At 42.7% G+C, this 14,478-nt stretch carries 13 protein-coding genes; 4 read left to right on the top strand and 9 right to left on the bottom strand.

From position 1 onward, the window contains the following. Nucleotides 1-66: 66 nt before the first annotated feature. The gene (locus tag V6N89_RS15805) at nt 67-1,542 is read left to right on the top strand and encodes a LytTR family DNA-binding domain-containing protein (protein WP_346992932.1); all 1,476 of its coding nucleotides are present in this window, start codon (nt 67-69) and stop codon (nt 1,540-1,542) included. 647 nt (nt 1,543-2,189) lie between these two features. Here V6N89_RS15805 and V6N89_RS15810 read toward each other — a convergent pair. The 5 genes from V6N89_RS15810 to V6N89_RS15830 are packed head-to-tail and all read right to left on the bottom strand — an operon-like array spanning nt 2,190 to nt 9,111. Beyond that, nucleotides 2,190-3,632, bottom strand: a complete 1,443-nt coding sequence (locus tag V6N89_RS15810; protein ID WP_338518410.1) for a TnsD family Tn7-like transposition protein — start codon at nt 3,630-3,632, stop codon at nt 2,190-2,192. Further along, entirely contained in the window at nt 3,625-4,581 is a 957-nt protein-coding gene (locus tag V6N89_RS15815; protein ID WP_338518412.1) for a TniQ family protein, read from the bottom strand. Before V6N89_RS15815 ends, V6N89_RS15810 begins: the two co-directional genes overlap by 8 nt. Further along, on the bottom strand, nt 4,578-5,960 hold the full coding sequence (locus V6N89_RS15820; RefSeq protein ID WP_338518414.1) for an AAA family ATPase: 1,383 nt from the start codon (nt 5,958-5,960) through the stop codon (nt 4,578-4,580). The genes V6N89_RS15815 and V6N89_RS15820 overlap by 4 nt, the downstream gene beginning before the upstream one ends. Next, nucleotides 5,960-8,278, bottom strand: coding sequence for a hypothetical protein (locus tag V6N89_RS15825; protein WP_338518415.1), 2,319 nt, complete (start codon nt 8,276-8,278; stop codon nt 5,960-5,962). Before V6N89_RS15825 ends, V6N89_RS15820 begins: the two co-directional genes overlap by 1 nt. Before the next feature lie 8 nt (nt 8,279-8,286). Beyond that, on the bottom strand, nt 8,287-9,111 hold the full coding sequence (locus tag V6N89_RS15830; RefSeq protein ID WP_346992933.1) for a TnsA endonuclease N-terminal domain-containing protein: 825 nt from the start codon (nt 9,109-9,111) through the stop codon (nt 8,287-8,289). A gap of 304 nt (nt 9,112-9,415) precedes the next feature. Here V6N89_RS15830 and V6N89_RS15835 point away from each other — a divergent pair, with 304 nt between their 5' ends. Together V6N89_RS15835 and V6N89_RS15840 are read left to right on the top strand one after the other, a co-directional pair. After that, nucleotides 9,416-9,628 carry a helix-turn-helix domain-containing protein gene (locus V6N89_RS15835; protein ID WP_338518417.1) on the top strand — a complete coding sequence of 71 codons (213 nt, stop codon included), beginning with the start codon at nt 9,416-9,418 and terminating at the stop codon, nt 9,626-9,628. 463 nt (nt 9,629-10,091) lie between these two features. Next, nucleotides 10,092-10,382 (top strand): hypothetical protein, encoded by a 291-nt coding sequence (locus V6N89_RS15840; RefSeq protein ID WP_338518418.1) that lies wholly within the window; start codon nt 10,092-10,094, stop codon nt 10,380-10,382. Between the two features lie 438 nt (nt 10,383-10,820). On the opposite strand, the gene V6N89_RS15845 is transcribed toward V6N89_RS15840, so the two are convergent. Beyond that, complete coding sequence (locus V6N89_RS15845; RefSeq protein ID WP_338518419.1) at nt 10,821-11,159, bottom strand: hypothetical protein; 339 nt, start codon at nt 11,157-11,159, stop codon at nt 10,821-10,823. A 108-nt stretch (nt 11,160-11,267) separates the two neighbouring features. Between V6N89_RS15845 and V6N89_RS15850 the strand changes: the two genes are divergently transcribed. Continuing rightward, the gene (locus V6N89_RS15850) at nt 11,268-11,477 is read left to right on the top strand and encodes a hypothetical protein (protein WP_338518421.1); all 210 of its coding nucleotides are present in this window, start codon (nt 11,268-11,270) and stop codon (nt 11,475-11,477) included. Nucleotides 11,478-11,689: 212 nt separating this feature from the next. On the opposite strand, the gene V6N89_RS15855 is transcribed toward V6N89_RS15850, so the two are convergent. The 3 genes from V6N89_RS15855 to V6N89_RS15865 all read right to left on the bottom strand — a co-directional run bounded on the left by V6N89_RS15855 (nt 11,690) and on the right by V6N89_RS15865 (nt 14,466). Further along, nucleotides 11,690-12,823, bottom strand: coding sequence for a hypothetical protein (locus V6N89_RS15855; RefSeq protein ID WP_346992934.1), 1,134 nt, complete (start codon nt 12,821-12,823; stop codon nt 11,690-11,692). A gap of 711 nt (nt 12,824-13,534) precedes the next feature. Beyond that, complete coding sequence (locus V6N89_RS15860) at nt 13,535-13,888, bottom strand: hypothetical protein (protein ID WP_338518424.1); 354 nt, start codon at nt 13,886-13,888, stop codon at nt 13,535-13,537. 8 nt (nt 13,889-13,896) lie between these two features. Continuing rightward, entirely contained in the window at nt 13,897-14,466 is a 570-nt protein-coding gene (locus V6N89_RS15865; RefSeq protein ID WP_346992935.1) for a hypothetical protein, read from the bottom strand. Nucleotides 14,467-14,478: the final 12 nt, after the last annotated feature.

Here is a 14,478-nt window from a genome sequence, read left to right on the forward strand (position 1 = left end):
GTGGAATGAGTATTATGCAGCGCCAAACAAGAAAAACGACCTTTGAATGATGAATCGCTCAAAAAAATGATGAGTAGCTCAAGTTTTAAAACCAATGGCTCGGTAAGTATTTGGACATTCTTACTCTCAATCGCAATGGCGTATTCTGTTGGTTTGTTTATTTCACATCTGGTTACCAAGAGTGAACCCGTTTTTTGGTCTGGTAAATACCTTCAGATCAAAAATAAGGAGGGGGAATGGGTTAACCGACACCGGATAGAAATTGGCAGTGAGTCTGCCCTTCAACAGGTTCGTTTTACCGTGAACATTGATGATTCAGATGTGTGGAAGCAACCGATTTCCCTGATATTGGGAGGGCCGTTTTCTGCACAAATTCTTTGGGATGAGAAGGAAATAGGAAGTAAAGGAACTGTTGGCGAAACACGAGAAAACGAAAAAGCGGGTTCAATAGACTATTCAGTTCAAGTGCCACAACATCTTCTATCGCCGGGCCAGCATGTTATTCAACTAACACTTTCTACGGCGCATATTACTGCTCATGACAACTCAGTATTACATTACGTTTGGCTAGCCCCCTATCGAAAAAGTGGGCAGCGCGACATACGGTATTATCTAGTACCGCTGTTGATTAGTAGCGGCCTGCTAATTTTAAGCTTTCAAAGCTTACGGATAGGCAGAAGTGCTGGAAATATTGAACACACAGGATTAGGTATTTATGGCTTACTTATTGTTATGGCGCTGCTGGCAGAAACCTCGCGTGCAGGCATAAACTACGCTTATACCTTTCATGAGCTTCGCAGTTACATAAACTGGTTTGGGGTAATAGGCGGTGCGCTCGCACTGAGTTATACATGCTATAGAGTTGCTTATACGACCTTTTCAAAAGTAGTATTGCTTTTCAGTCTTTTGGCTGTACTGTTAATACACATATTGCCTTTTCAAAGTGAAGACACTCAATTAGCACTCGCATTTTTATCATTACTTTTTGCACTTTCAATGGTTTTTGCTACACGGTTAGTTAAAAAACAATACACGTACTTATCAACACTCCCAATTTTTTGTATTGCCAGTACGCTATCTGCCAACCTTTCTGTAGGCGCATTTCTCGACAGTTTTTTGTTTGTTGGTTCACTTATCTTGATAGGTGGAGCATGGCTGTGGACGTATGTCGCGATTGAAAAAGAGCCTCGACTGAAAACATCGGAAAATGACATTCGGTTTCTTCACATAGTATCTGATGGAAAAGAGCAGTGGATTGCTGCGTATGATTGTTATGTACTTAAAGCAGAAGGAAACTATACGGCAGTACAATTGCAAAATGGAGAAAGCAGGCTCCATCAACGCGGTATTGGTGCAACATTAGAAACTGCGCCACCTGAGTTTGTGAGAGTTCACAAGTCTTATGCAGTCAATGTAAATGTCGTATTGACATTAAAATCTTCGACAGGCAGCAAATACTGGGCAGTTATGAAAAACGGACAACGCATTCCTGTTAGTCGTTATCGTGTTGCGGAATTACGAGGAAGGCTTAGCATCACTTGACAGTGATTGATATCTAGTTGGTCTGATATGTTCCGTAGCTGATTGATACAAAGTCCGACCGACTCTTTGGTATCGATTCAATCGAACGTCTGCTCTTTGTCTTAAGCGGACGTTGAAAATTCAATAGAAGAAGCTGTACTCAATGGTCACAGCAGCGGTTTAAATACTAGAACTTAAAAACCACAAAAAAAGGCGAACCAACAGGTTCGCCTTTCAAATCAATCAAGTTTTAGCAGCAATACTATAAAACCAACTGACGAATTATAAATAAGTCTGTGAACACAACCCTTATAGAATAAAGGCTAGAGGTCAGTATCAAATGGAATAAGTTTGTGAACACCAAAAATCAAACAAAGAGCTTTATAAAGCTCACAAAAATTAGTTTGTGAACAGCTGAAAAAACAACAATTTATGTCAAACTTAAAATAGTAATATACTGATTATATTAATTTTATAAATAATTAACCTTGAATCCTAAGGCTAGTATCAAAAAGGGATATTTACAAGAATTTATGTCTACTAATTTAAAAGTCTGACACGTCGAATGTCACGGCAGGATATTAAACCGTGAGCGAGGTTGTTATCTGAATAACGCTAATTGCACATTCGTGTAATATTACGCACGAGCTGTTCTGGTCTTACTACGCTTAGTGACATCTTGGTATTTGAGCGGGCAGATGGTCATATAACCAAACTTTGTCGTGTTTATACAACCACATGTATGCTGCTCCACTTTTCAACTTTATGTCATTGCGTCGCGGGTTGTGTAACTCATTGATGGTAGCTATAAGTAATGAGCGCATCAGCTCGCGCTTGCGATGCTTTCGAAGATCTGCTCTTGATTCAACAATATCAGGGTGCTGGCTCAAAATCGTTTCAATGGCCCCTGTTGAGCAATGAAACTGCGCGGCAATATCTTGTGTGGAGTATCCTAGAGTCAGTTTCTCAATGATTTCATCTTGCTCCGCACGAAATATCCTCTGAGGACGAAGGTCGAGTTCAATTTTGTGTATTACAGCGACCTTTTTAACAAAGCCGACAGATACGTGAAACTTACCTGAGACTTTTCTTAAGCTCAGACCACTTTTCAATTCCTCTACAATTGCTGCCTCAATATCGGCTTCTGGCTTTTGACTGATTGTCGAATGCGAATACTCCTGCTCTCGACATGAAGTACATTTGAACGACAACATAGTAGCGATATCACCAAACAAGAATCCAATCAAAAGCAAGTGTTTGATTGGTTGATGACAAGCATTTTGATAAGCAAAAAGGTTAGAGGGAAAGCCAAGAGAATGCTGCGTAGAAAATGCATCCTGAAAACACGGAAGATATGAGACCTCTTTCCAGAAGGTCGCCATTTCTGCACGAAGCAGTTGCAACCTGAGATGCCCGCAGGATGTCATAAACCCTCTTGCTACCAGCCTCGCAAAGTATCGTTCATATAAATCCGGGATTGAACCCATAACTTTGCCTAAGATATACGACTCGTTGATCAGCGACGATAAATGCCGTTCAGCTTTGTTACCTTGGGATGCGCCTATCGCGTCGCTACTGCTGACTTCAGGCCAGACATCGAATTGCTTTCTACTAAGGCGCATAACAATCAAACGTTCATGATGAAAAACACAGTGGGTTAAACCGGGTAACTGATGTCCGATGTGCCAATACGCTAATCCTAAGTTCTTCTCATCCGCCTGTGCACACTGCGGGCAATATTTCGCTATAGGCGTAAGCTTTTCTCTAGATGCTGTAATACCTAGCACTTTAAATACATGATTGCCTTTGCCATCTTTAAGCGCCTCAATTGCACTCTCATACTGCTTTTTAGGGGTAAAAAGGCGATACATCGGCAACACAGTGTGTTCTGTAATCCAAGTATCGCAAGAAATATTACTTTGGCATGTCAAATGAGGTATGACCGAAGGAAACTGCGAGCAAAACTGAAGAGAGCGTGAGCCAAAGAGTGTTGATAAGATGCGCTTGTCCTTCCCTCCCCCGTGCGTAAGGACGACCCTCTGGATCACGCTAAATATAGCCTCATCTGAAAATGGCCTTGGAAAAAAGCGACCTAATTGAACACTATACATATTTAGCCTCGTTATGCTCAATTGCCTGCGATTCGATAAAGTCAGGGCCTAAAAACATCCATACTAGTAACAGGTAAAAAACAGGCGAGTACCGTTTTCGGTGTACCAGAATCTGCGTAAGGTCAAACTTAGGATCTATCTTTATATCTTTGATGGGTCGAGTACCCCGTTTTAGAAACGCCTCATACCCAGCCTCTTTAACCTTTATAGCGAACGCTCTTCTATCAAAATCCGTCCGTGATGAATTTCTTTTTCTGGCTTGTCGAATATCTTCAGGCGTGCCTAAAAGCGAAATGAGATGCTTAATAATCGAGTTTGCTAACCCACGGCACTGATACAGCTTTACATCTAATGCCAGCGTTTCTAGCCATTGCTGAAAATCACTAAGATCGCTAAATGAAAGCGACTCCTCGTCCCCTAAATCGGTAATGCCATTAATTTCAACTAAGTATGCACGGCGCAGCTCAGCTGTTGCCTTTTGATAAGCGATTAATCTCGTGTTATGGACAGGACACCTCAGTAGTAACGGTGACTGGTGAAGCGTTTTCCAAAAACCAAGCCCAGACGAAGACACGCTTTCCCTCACACAGACAGGGCAATATCTGAGGTAACTAAGCGCTGTCTCGGTGGCAACAGCGTATTCACCCGGCAAAGCGTGGGTAAGCGGTCGGCGTTCATTAAAAAACGCGTTGTAGAGAGGCAATTGAGTAGCTTTTTCTAACACAGAACCATTTCGGGTAAAGTCGACAGATGTCATGTTCGAAACAACCTCAATCCATTTGCCACTGATGTCTACGGTTGCGTTTTTTGTTCTTACCTTCCTCGAATCAATCGGTTGCATTTTAGGGACGGCCGATTGAGTAGTGGCCCACCTTGTTATCGCGCCATATAAAAATTCGCCATCAAGTAATACTGGGAAAAAACGGGGCTTTGAAGACGTCATAGTCATAGATTTTTCAGCTCCTTCTCCGAACACACTCTTGGTCCTTTTACACTAGTATGTAAGGTCCGCGGTTCAAGTGGTGCATTGCTTAATTCAAGCTTATCGTCTTGCATCTCAGCTAATTCGTCATATTTACGCGGTGTGTGTTTCTCCACCTCATTCTCATACATTTGCGCGTTCTTGTTTTTTAACGCTTGAAGCGCTGGTTTGAGTTTTCCAAACTGATTATCAAAAACGCCTTTAAGTACATCGCTGTATTGACTAGGCTCTGGCCGTTTGCGATGAACGTTATCCAGAAATAGTCGCAACAGTTTGTTCAATACCTGATGCACACCTTGACTGTAGTCGTAGAGTTGACCCTTGAACTCCTCAGAACGAGCAGGCGTGCCATTGAATAAATACAAAGGAAGAAAGCAATCAATGAACTGTTGAAACTCATCATCAAAAAAAGACAATCTCTCACACCGAATATCACGCCCAGAGGTGAGACGCCGGGTTGTAGGAAACTTTTTAAGCGATTCATCATCGGAATGACTGTCGGTATCAAAAAGCGCGACCCCCTCTTCAGTGCAAGTCATGATAATGGGCACACCTACGTTGTTGAAAAGCGATTCCAGATAGTGGATTGTAGGCGAGTCGTCTTTTTTGGCCTCTGCGAGCAGCTTTTGGCATTCATCAATATGTGTAAAACCAACACCAAAACGCTCAGCAAGTAGCTGCATCTCAACAAGAAATGCATAGGTTCCCTGTTTGCCCTTGTACCACTGTTGCGTATAGTTCGTGCCCATGAGCTTATCAATGGCCCTAAAAAAGTTAACGCCAAGCGCTTTAACACTTTTTAGGTTTGATATTTCGAAGGACACTGTGGGCACTTGGTCAATAATCAGTGGATGTCCCCGATACAGCTCATGTCGAATTACGGGCTGAAACATTTTAAGGATAAGTTGGACTCTTTCGGTCTTTCCAATACCAGAGATTCCAGATAGCAGGGTACAACTGCCACTCGCAGTCTGTTTGTTCTTGTGAGGATTGGGCAAGAATTGCCCTCGTGCGACGCCAAGCATCTTCGCCTGTTGCATGGGTGTTATAGGGTTTCGGTGTACATACCCGTTAACTAATTCGCTGTGAATATGACGGTATATTTCATAATCTAGAGGCGAAGGGATATAGGCCTTTTCTAAACGCTTTATACAGCGCTGTGCATGTTCAAACGGCATGCTGAAAAAGTGACTTGGCAGCTCTGGCATGTTGGTAATAAAACCCAGAAACTCCGCTTCACTGTATTGAGGATACAGTGTTTCGATGAGTGGATTTCCCTGACATTCAATATCAAAGTGCGTGCGATACTCTGCTGGATACCATTCTTGGGGTTCGGCAAATGACATTAGTAAAACTCCCTTGATGATTTAGGTTTGGTCGGTAATGTAGATTCCGATGAAGTAGGCTCTGAAGCATATGCATCCTGCTCAGGAAAATCTGGTGACATGAGCTCATCTGCTCTGGATGCATCTTTATGGGCTTGTTCGCCACGCATAATGCGATTGTGTTTTTGGGTTTCCTTTTGATAAGTCCGCTGCGAATTAACAGGCACGCCTGCTAATTCTTTTTGGTTTGCCTCAATACGCGCCTTTTGGCGTCGCTTGTTATACACACGTCCTGCCTGCTGACTGTTTTTTCTATCGCGCTGCATTTGCTCACGAGCCTTCACAGACTGCTCAAGTTCAAAAAAGCTCATATCCTCATATTGCGAATTTTGCGTCTTCAGGTCGAGTGGGTAGATTGTGTTGTTGTCTCGGTAATAGACACGCTTAATACTGCCACTGGCAACGGCTACTTTGATTTCAGTTTTCGCACCTGAAACCTTATGCTTTTTCTGCAAATACCAATTTTCTAGCTCTTTGAAATCACCGTCATATTGCAGCTGAGGGTATTTTTTTAGAGTGATCCCGTCGGCATCAATGCGTGCTATGTGTTTTGGTAGCAACGTGTATCGAAGTGCCGGAATTTGCGCTTTAGGCACTGGATTTCCACCCGACATTTGATGCTTAATACTGTAATTCCATTGGGCAAGTGGCGTAGGCTCAACATTTGCTGCAAGCATGTCTTGGTCTAATGAACACTCGCGGTCTGCTGTTTTGTTCATCAACACAATTTCATCTATTAACTGTGCTGTGATGTCTTCAATCGTTAACAGCGCTTGTTGACTTGCGTCTTGCTCCATAGCATCTTTGTCTGGATTAATACCTCCGGGGTTGTTGGAGATAATTCTGTTAAGTTTTCCGAGCGTACTTTCCGAATCAGCCTTGAGATCGCCGCGACCTTTTGCTACCTGCTGACTCCCCTGAAAATTAAAAGGTGATGCCATGATTTCGGCCTCCTGCTCATGTGGATATTCTACGCCATTATCAATTTTATAAATCATGCACAGATGACGCGATGGCCAGTCTAGCTCCGTTAAATCGACGCCATAACGGGCAGCAAACTCGACTTTGTTCTCTACGCAATTAATGATGCATTCCGCGATATTATCCCAACATGGTGGTCTGAAACTGATGTGAAAGCCGAGGATAAATTTAGTGTAGACGTCTTTGGCGATAACCAGATAGAGGCGGCCCGCAGAGTAACGCTTGTCATGTACACCGGGCATTCTTGCGTGCAAATCTAATTGCGTGTGGTCGAACTCAACGACATGACCTGCACCTGCGACGCCATCTTTTGCGTCTCCGCGCTTTGGTCTGTGGTCCTTATCATACTTATGCTGACCATCCCTAAATATCACAAACGGTTTTAGCGGCAAAAGCTGTTTGAAATGATACCTAAACGTATCCTGCGATATAATTTCACTTTGCGGATATGAAAATTCATAGTCGCGTTGCTGATTAATTGTTACGTGAGGTAGGTTGAATTTATCTTCATAGCGAACAACATACTCATCGTAAAGCCGAGAAATATCTAATTTTCCACCTCGATGAGACACCCTGTTATCACGAACCAAGTCTTTAATGATCCTTTTGTCCGACTCGTTCACCCCTCGGTAATCTGAATAAATGCCGGGGCGCCCACGTTTCCGGCGATTGTTTTTCTTGTTGCTTCCGTTCTTGCTATTTCTCTCCTCCTTTTCAGTACCACAGAATTCAAATCCAAATGGCAGCAACGCATTCACAGTGAAACCAAAGACAATGTAGAGATTCAGTTTACGTGTGACCGTTGTCGTAGAGTCGTAACCATTCTCTTCACAATATTTTTTTATTTCTTGATGCACTTCTCCTCTGAGGTATCGCGTCACAAAATAACTCAGCTCGTAGGGGTCTTGCGGAAGTAAAGGCCGTATAACTTCAAACGCCTTATCTCGGCGGCTTAGCCATTCTTTCGTCCGAGTTTTGAGTAAATCCTCATCAGACATCCCTAAAAATTGCGGCATCATGATGGTTTGTGTATCGCCATCTTTTTTAACGATATCGAAGGCATCGGCGAATGCAGAGCGACTAAAAAGACGAGGTTTAGACGGCTGTGCCTGACGGTTTTTTACTTCGAAAGTCTCAGTATCATGAGAGTACCCTAAATACTGGGTATAGTTCGCAACACCAACACTGAGTGTTTGTGAGTCGACATAACAGATGCTGAACACATCGTCTTTTTTTCCAAATCCAGTGGGAATATCAAACGTATCTTTAAATTTGACAAGTGTAAGTCTAACTGGCATGTACCCCCTTAAGCCAACAAAACGGGCTTGTGGTACACCAGTGGCACCGGTGCTTTGAGAGGAATAAGGCCAGCCAATGTCGCGTTTTTAAACACTCTCTCTGCCGTGAATTGATGGACGTCTATCAATTGCGCAATTTGAGCAAGTATGGCCCGCAGTGGTAGTTTTGGTGCTTTAGCCCAACACTTCGCAAACAACCCACTAAATTGCGTTAATTCATGACTGGATAGAGATGGATCATAATGCATCGATAGAAAATCAAGATGTTTTATCCAATTTTTATCAACACGAACAGCGCTGATCGGTTCGCATGGAATATTCCGAGCCGTCCAGAATGCCGCTTCAACTTTAAGCTTATTATTAGTCCGTAATTTGGCATTCGAATCAATCTCAAATTTGACAGGGTGTGCTCGTTTAACCAACGCTCCGTTTCGGTTTATTGTCACAATAAGATCGGTGCTCATAATGTGGTGAATATCGCGCTGATACTCATAGGGGTGATGAATCTTGAGTTCCTGACAAATCTTCCACGTCTCATTGATATTAAGGGCGTACTGCTCCTCGATTGACACCACATCCGGACGCCAAATCAAGTCCTGATACACCCTGTACTCACTGTCAGACATCAAATGCACAATTCGCTGCTGCTTTGGACAGAAAAACTTGTGTTTGCGCCCCGTCGAATGAAGTTGATGGGTTTCAAAGAAAGGTCGGTATGGACCTACCTCTATGTCACTTCGCCATTTTCGATAACGTTTCCACTCTGATTTTGGAAGCAGGATCCGTTTTCTTGCTTCCGGGCGAATTTTTCTTTTTTTCGATTTGCCTTGCATGTTTACTACCTCTTCTAATTTCGTCGTAGGTAATAACTTGTAGACGTCAAATGAGAAGGCAGCAAACTTTAAAAGATTTTTAAAGCATTGTTTTAATTATCTTTTTTTGTATTAAATAGGCAAGGTTACACAACATTTTATTCACTCTCGTTCATATTTCACGCTATACTTTGGAAAAACATATAAATAACATAAAGTTATAAATTATCTTTTTATTGATTAATTAACTTATAAAAAATACTTCATTCCAAAACCTTTGAAATCACACATTTTTAATTCGAACAAAATATAAGCAACTTGTCGTATGTCCTCACCTAAATCTGAAAATTTGTATCATGGATCAAGAAACAAAATACTTGGAGACTTCCTTCGAAAACATCGTGAGCGGTTAAAAGCGACAGTAACTGGCGAAGCTTCATTACTCAAAAATGAACCTCAGCTTGAAAAATTTACCCAAGCAGAGGTTGCGCGTTTTCTTGGAGTAAAGCGCAGCTTTATAAACAAAATTGAAACCTAGCCGATACAAGCCAGCGAGAGATTTTCTGGAGCGGCTCTGTCAGCTGTATAATATCGACGTTGAACGGGCACTGTTTATTGCTGGGTATACGGATATTGATATGCTGCAAAAGGTGGCTAAGTCAGATTCGTTCTGGAAAGTCATCTCTGGGCTAAGCTTACGACGCCTCACGAATAAGGAGCTCTCGCAAATTATTGAGCTGTTCGAATTAGATGACTAAGTGCTAGGCGCATTTGGTTGAGCGTACTTTTTCGCTGAGTGAAGAGTTTCTTGGTGATTTTTTTAACTATGTCGATAGAGACTTGGATATTGAAAGGTGTGACTTCAGATTCTCATTAACGCAGTAGTTTTCAAAAGAGTGAGGTCACTCAATCCAAATACCATTTTTCTCACCCCCGAATTTTTGGGTTGATCATGCGTCTGTACTCTATAGTTAAACGACCTTTCATGATTAGAGAGATGCATGACAATGATTGCACTTAACGCAGAAACGCGTTTTCAGCTGTGGTTAGAAGAAGCTTATCCTGCTTTATATACAACTTTTGACTGGTCAAAAAACTGCTACTGCAAAATGGATGTCGACAAGCTACTCGATTATGCGGATGACGGAACGTCCGCATTTATTAGATTTGCTCTTGGCGTGTGGCACCACGAGAATAAATTTGAATTTGACGTAATAGAAGCAGCATCTGTCATGAGCGAAAAACAGTGTAATGCAGTTATAACTTGGTTACGTGACCCGTTTTGGCCGTAACCCTCAAAGATAATCACCTGCATATCGACTTTGTGATGCTAACGCGCTTCAATGTATGCACTCGCTTTAAGCAAACTGCGGCGACGAATGACACTATGTGGAATGACAATTGACTACACACGCCTCACCTTCTATCCTCCGATTCAGATAAGAGGGTGATCAGTCGGATTGAAAATTCCACCCCGCCCGCCGACTAGGTTGGCACTCATGCGGACTTTGGTCTGCATGTGTGTACGTCAGCGTTTGCGCAAGACGCATAGCGAGAATAGGTAATCTGGAAGCAACACTCGATGTGCCAACGTCCGTTGGCACATCACTTACGCAATCCAAACGCATATTCACGCATAGGCCAGACAAACGTATTTCTGTAAGACCATCTTGATACCAGTTGAGTTATATAGGTCTGTGGTTAAAATGCTGGCCAACAATCAGCAAATATTATGATGCGTTGGTACTTTGGATCGACGTTGAAATGCCGTGTTTCGAAGCAAACGCCAACAGCTTTTTCTCGTAGAACGGCAAGTCCACTTTATAGCGACAAATAAACTCTACGGTTTCACTGTCTTGGTCGTAGCGCGCACGTATATCGTTTTCCCCTGCATCAATCGAATATGTGCCTCCCTCTAATTTATATGCGGCTTGCCCGTCGACAAAGCATTCTTTTGAAAACGCTGATAGCACGCTATCAACATCTTCAGCTGCGATCATGTTGAACGTTGTGTTACAAAGTGGCATAGGACAATCCTGTTTAACCGGGAATAGTTTGAGTATAACCATGCTTCCGCGTTCCTGCTTGGCTGAGAAGTAGGCACTTTTCGTTTGATTAAAAATCACACAGCCGTGTTATAATTTGCACTAAGCATTCAAGCACTAGACGTTATCGCAATGAAAATATACGACATCATTTCACGCACCTCAGAAAAACATCGCATCGGCGTTAACGTCACCCAATATGACGATATAGCCGGAGGCAAAAAAATCGAGGGACTTGATTATGCATTGCTATCTTCGTTGATTGATGTCGAAGTTGACGAGCTAGTTCAAGAAGATATTGATATGAATTTTCGATATAGAAAGCTTTTGCAAGTCAGCTGAAATCTGAAAGCCCCTCCTTCATGAGAATTACGTGTTAAATCACTCGCCTCGTAAAATTTTCTCATACTGATAAAGCATACAATGACTGTTAAGTCACTATGGCGCTTACAGGGTCATACCGATTTTCTCCTTTTACGTGCTCCGTTGACGGTATGTGCTTTTTTGTTATTGCATAGCAGTGGCTTTTTGATAACGACGTATTGCCTCAGCCATTATCGCGCTTTCTTCTTTGTCAGCGTGTAACAAGGTTGAAGCTGAACCATTGACGGTGGGGTCCATAGCATCCGCAATCTTACTCGCCCACACCATAAAACGTTTTTTTCTTCTTGTGTGAAGTCTTGATAAGCAGGTGTGGCAAGAAGCGCATCTATAAACGCGCGGCAATCATTGGCACGTTTCCATTGCGTAAACAATCCTGTGAACGTGTTAATACGCGCGTGCTGAGTTCTCACGCGCTGCTCTATCGCCTCTTTTTGACGACGCTGTGCTTCCCAGCGCTGTTTTTCTGCCTCTCGCTCGGCCCTCACCACTTTCGTATGCTCAGCAGAAGTTTCTAAAGTAGTGAGTACATGCGCCAATTGGTTTTCAAGCGTCAGTGTAGCATTGTCTTCAAACAGGCCCCTCGAACCGCGTGGCAGTGCACCTTCCACAATTAGCTGTAAACAACCGCTCGGCATATTGATTTTTTCGTGCCAAATGGGTTTGCCCTTGGCTTTCTCGTCCTGCTCTTTTTTGTCTAATTCGCGAGGCACCTGACGAAGGCGTTCACGCAGCCGAAATGTTACTGACTCGTCGTTAATGTTCACAATATTTGTTAACCGCTTGGCATAGCGATGCTTGTCCACAGACACGGTCCATCCTTTATGCTTAAAATGAAAGAACAATGTGTGCAAAATGGCAATGGCTCTTGACTGCATCGCTGGTGAGACATCCAACCTCGCCACTGCGTCATTGTTATGGGCTTGCACCATCAAAAAATCATAGTTAAACGACGGATGTTTCATCGAGGCTTTTATCCCCTTTAGTAACGGATGGGCCCGCAATGAGGTGGTGGGTGTGGCCAGTGGCGCGGGCGTTAACCTTGTTTTTTCCCGTTTTTTCGATTGTAGTAATGTCAAATCAATGATCCGAGTGGGTGACAGTGTGTCTGGCATATCACTTACCGTCAGAGGTTTACCTAACACTTTTTGGGTCCAATACCCGCTTTTAGGGCGAGGCATGCCAACACTATCAATGAGCTGGCCCAGCGCGTGTGCGTTCACACGCCAGCGTGTTGCAAGGTGACTTAAAGGCGTCGACCAAATGGCCTCATACAATTCAGCGGCAGTCAGCGTGGATAAGGACATAACAAGGGCTCCGAAAGAACAGTCTTGCAAGCATAGTTCCTCACGAGCGCCTCAGAGACAAAACAGGCAAATAACTCTCTTTGTTATGCCGTCTTTTTACTCAACATAAGAAAAAGCTGCTATTCGTCTAAAATCAAAATAGGTGCGTTGTTATTCCAAACATGAAAACGGACAGGCCACACTGTGCTTTGCTTACTTCCCCAACAGAATGAGAAACGGAAAACGGCGCTTTTCCATTTCTGCTTTGGTAAACACTTGCTGTACACTTATGAACATTACTCATTGTAATGTGAGTTTTAAAATGGATGAGCAAGACTTAACGTTTGAAATCATTCCGTCTCCTCATGACCCTAAAATTGGCGCGTGTGTCGGTGTTAGGGTTCGCCATGCGTCGAAGAATATAACAGCAGAAAGCACACATGAGAAAACGCAACACGCGAATAAAGTCGTGGCCGTTGAGAGGTTGAAATTGCGTTTACGGAAAGAGAGCTTTCGTTGCCAGTGATAATACTTTCGTAATTAACGGTGGACCTTCTCTCAAGAGTTCTGATTAAAAAATCTTTTGGCATAATTGCACAGACAAACCATCAGGATAGCTAAAGTCAGTGCCGTTCGGGAACTCTATACAAAGTTACAGTTAACCTGAGACCATGTCGCTGTTGCCAAAAACGCACGCATCGTGTAACTACAAAAAGTGCAACCTTGGTTACTTCAATGCAAATTGTTCGACTTGAATAATGCCAGCTCAACGCTGTTTGGAGATTTATTTCTAAATTGCCTTAAACTATCGCGCCTAGTGATCACTAAAAAGTCACATCCGAATGGAAGTTCGATTTTCTTGTGGTTGCTAATTGTATTGTACGCTTCGAATGTATACCGAGAGGACTTTAGTTCTCTATTGATAGTTTGAAGCGCAACACTAGCCTCTGCTTGACTCATATTTGTGAAGTCTAACATTACATCGATATCCGATGCTTCAAGAGGAGATGATAAATACGAGCCGAACAGATAAGACTGGTTTGTAACACCAGCTTTATCTAAGACTTTGATAACTTTGGATAACATATTTACTCTCATATCGTTAGGGATTTTACAAAATCAATCTGTTTGTCTAACTCTGGGAATAATGCGCCCTCATGAAATCTGAGTAACATTAGCTCGTCGAATATATCCCTTTTTCTTTCCGCTGGAATAGTATACTCCTCAAGAAAGGTCTTGTTCGACTTTTCTTTAAGTTCAAGCATCGTAATGGGTTCACATAGTGGTCTTTCACCGTCTTCTTCCGTCGCTAACTTTCCTCCGTGAAGTGTAAATAAGCCATTCTGATTACGAATTCGGTGGTTTACTTGATTGGGGAAAACTGCAATCGGAGTACTCAATACCTTTATTTTATCATAATCACTAAATGCATCTGGCCTCTCTACTCTCGTGATCAGTTTCATTGCTTCGACGTTAATATCATCATGCTGCCAATCGAAACTGTCCAATAGATCTTTACTTTTATTTCTCCATTCATCGGCTGAGTCAGTATAGGCCATGTTTACTCTGAACCTAGTCCCAAAACTACTATGAATATGCATGTTAGTCGGGCCTTTACGCAAGCTAGATACATCGTTCAACATTTTAGCATTCAGGACAAACATCTTAGAGTTTTC

It is taken from the genome of Alteromonas gracilis, assembly GCF_036870955.2.
GTDB classification, from domain to species: domain Bacteria; phylum Pseudomonadota; class Gammaproteobacteria; order Enterobacterales; family Alteromonadaceae; genus Alteromonas; species Alteromonas gracilis_A.

Bases quoted from the DNA above. Each gene is read 5' to 3' on its own strand.
- V6N89_RS15805 (WP_346992932.1), top strand. From the start codon at position 67: ATGATGAGTAGCTCAAGTTTTAAAACCAATGGCTCGGTAAGTATTTGG.
- V6N89_RS15810 (WP_338518410.1), bottom strand. From the start codon at position 3,632: ATGTATAGTGTTCAATTAGGTCGCTTTTTTCCAAGGCCATTTTCAGAT.
- V6N89_RS15815 (WP_338518412.1), bottom strand. From the start codon at position 4,581: ATGACTATGACGTCTTCAAAGCCCCGTTTTTTCCCAGTATTACTTGAT.
- V6N89_RS15820 (WP_338518414.1), bottom strand. From the start codon at position 5,960: ATGTCATTTGCCGAACCCCAAGAATGGTATCCAGCAGAGTATCGCACG.
- V6N89_RS15825 (WP_338518415.1), bottom strand. From the start codon at position 8,278: ATGCCAGTTAGACTTACACTTGTCAAATTTAAAGATACGTTTGATATT.
- V6N89_RS15830 (WP_346992933.1), bottom strand. From the start codon at position 9,111: ATGCAAGGCAAATCGAAAAAAAGAAAAATTCGCCCGGAAGCAAGAAAA.
- V6N89_RS15835 (WP_338518417.1), top strand. From the start codon at position 9,416: ATGTCCTCACCTAAATCTGAAAATTTGTATCATGGATCAAGAAACAAA.
- V6N89_RS15840 (WP_338518418.1), top strand. From the start codon at position 10,092: ATGACAATGATTGCACTTAACGCAGAAACGCGTTTTCAGCTGTGGTTA.
- V6N89_RS15845 (WP_338518419.1), bottom strand. From the start codon at position 11,159: ATGGTTATACTCAAACTATTCCCGGTTAAACAGGATTGTCCTATGCCA.
- V6N89_RS15850 (WP_338518421.1), top strand. From the start codon at position 11,268: ATGAAAATATACGACATCATTTCACGCACCTCAGAAAAACATCGCATC.
- V6N89_RS15855 (WP_346992934.1), bottom strand. From the start codon at position 12,823: ATGTCCTTATCCACGCTGACTGCCGCTGAATTGTATGAGGCCATTTGG.
- V6N89_RS15860 (WP_338518424.1), bottom strand. From the start codon at position 13,888: ATGTTATCCAAAGTTATCAAAGTCTTAGATAAAGCTGGTGTTACAAAC.
- V6N89_RS15865 (WP_346992935.1), bottom strand. From the start codon at position 14,466: ATGTTTGTCCTGAATGCTAAAATGTTGAACGATGTATCTAGCTTGCGT.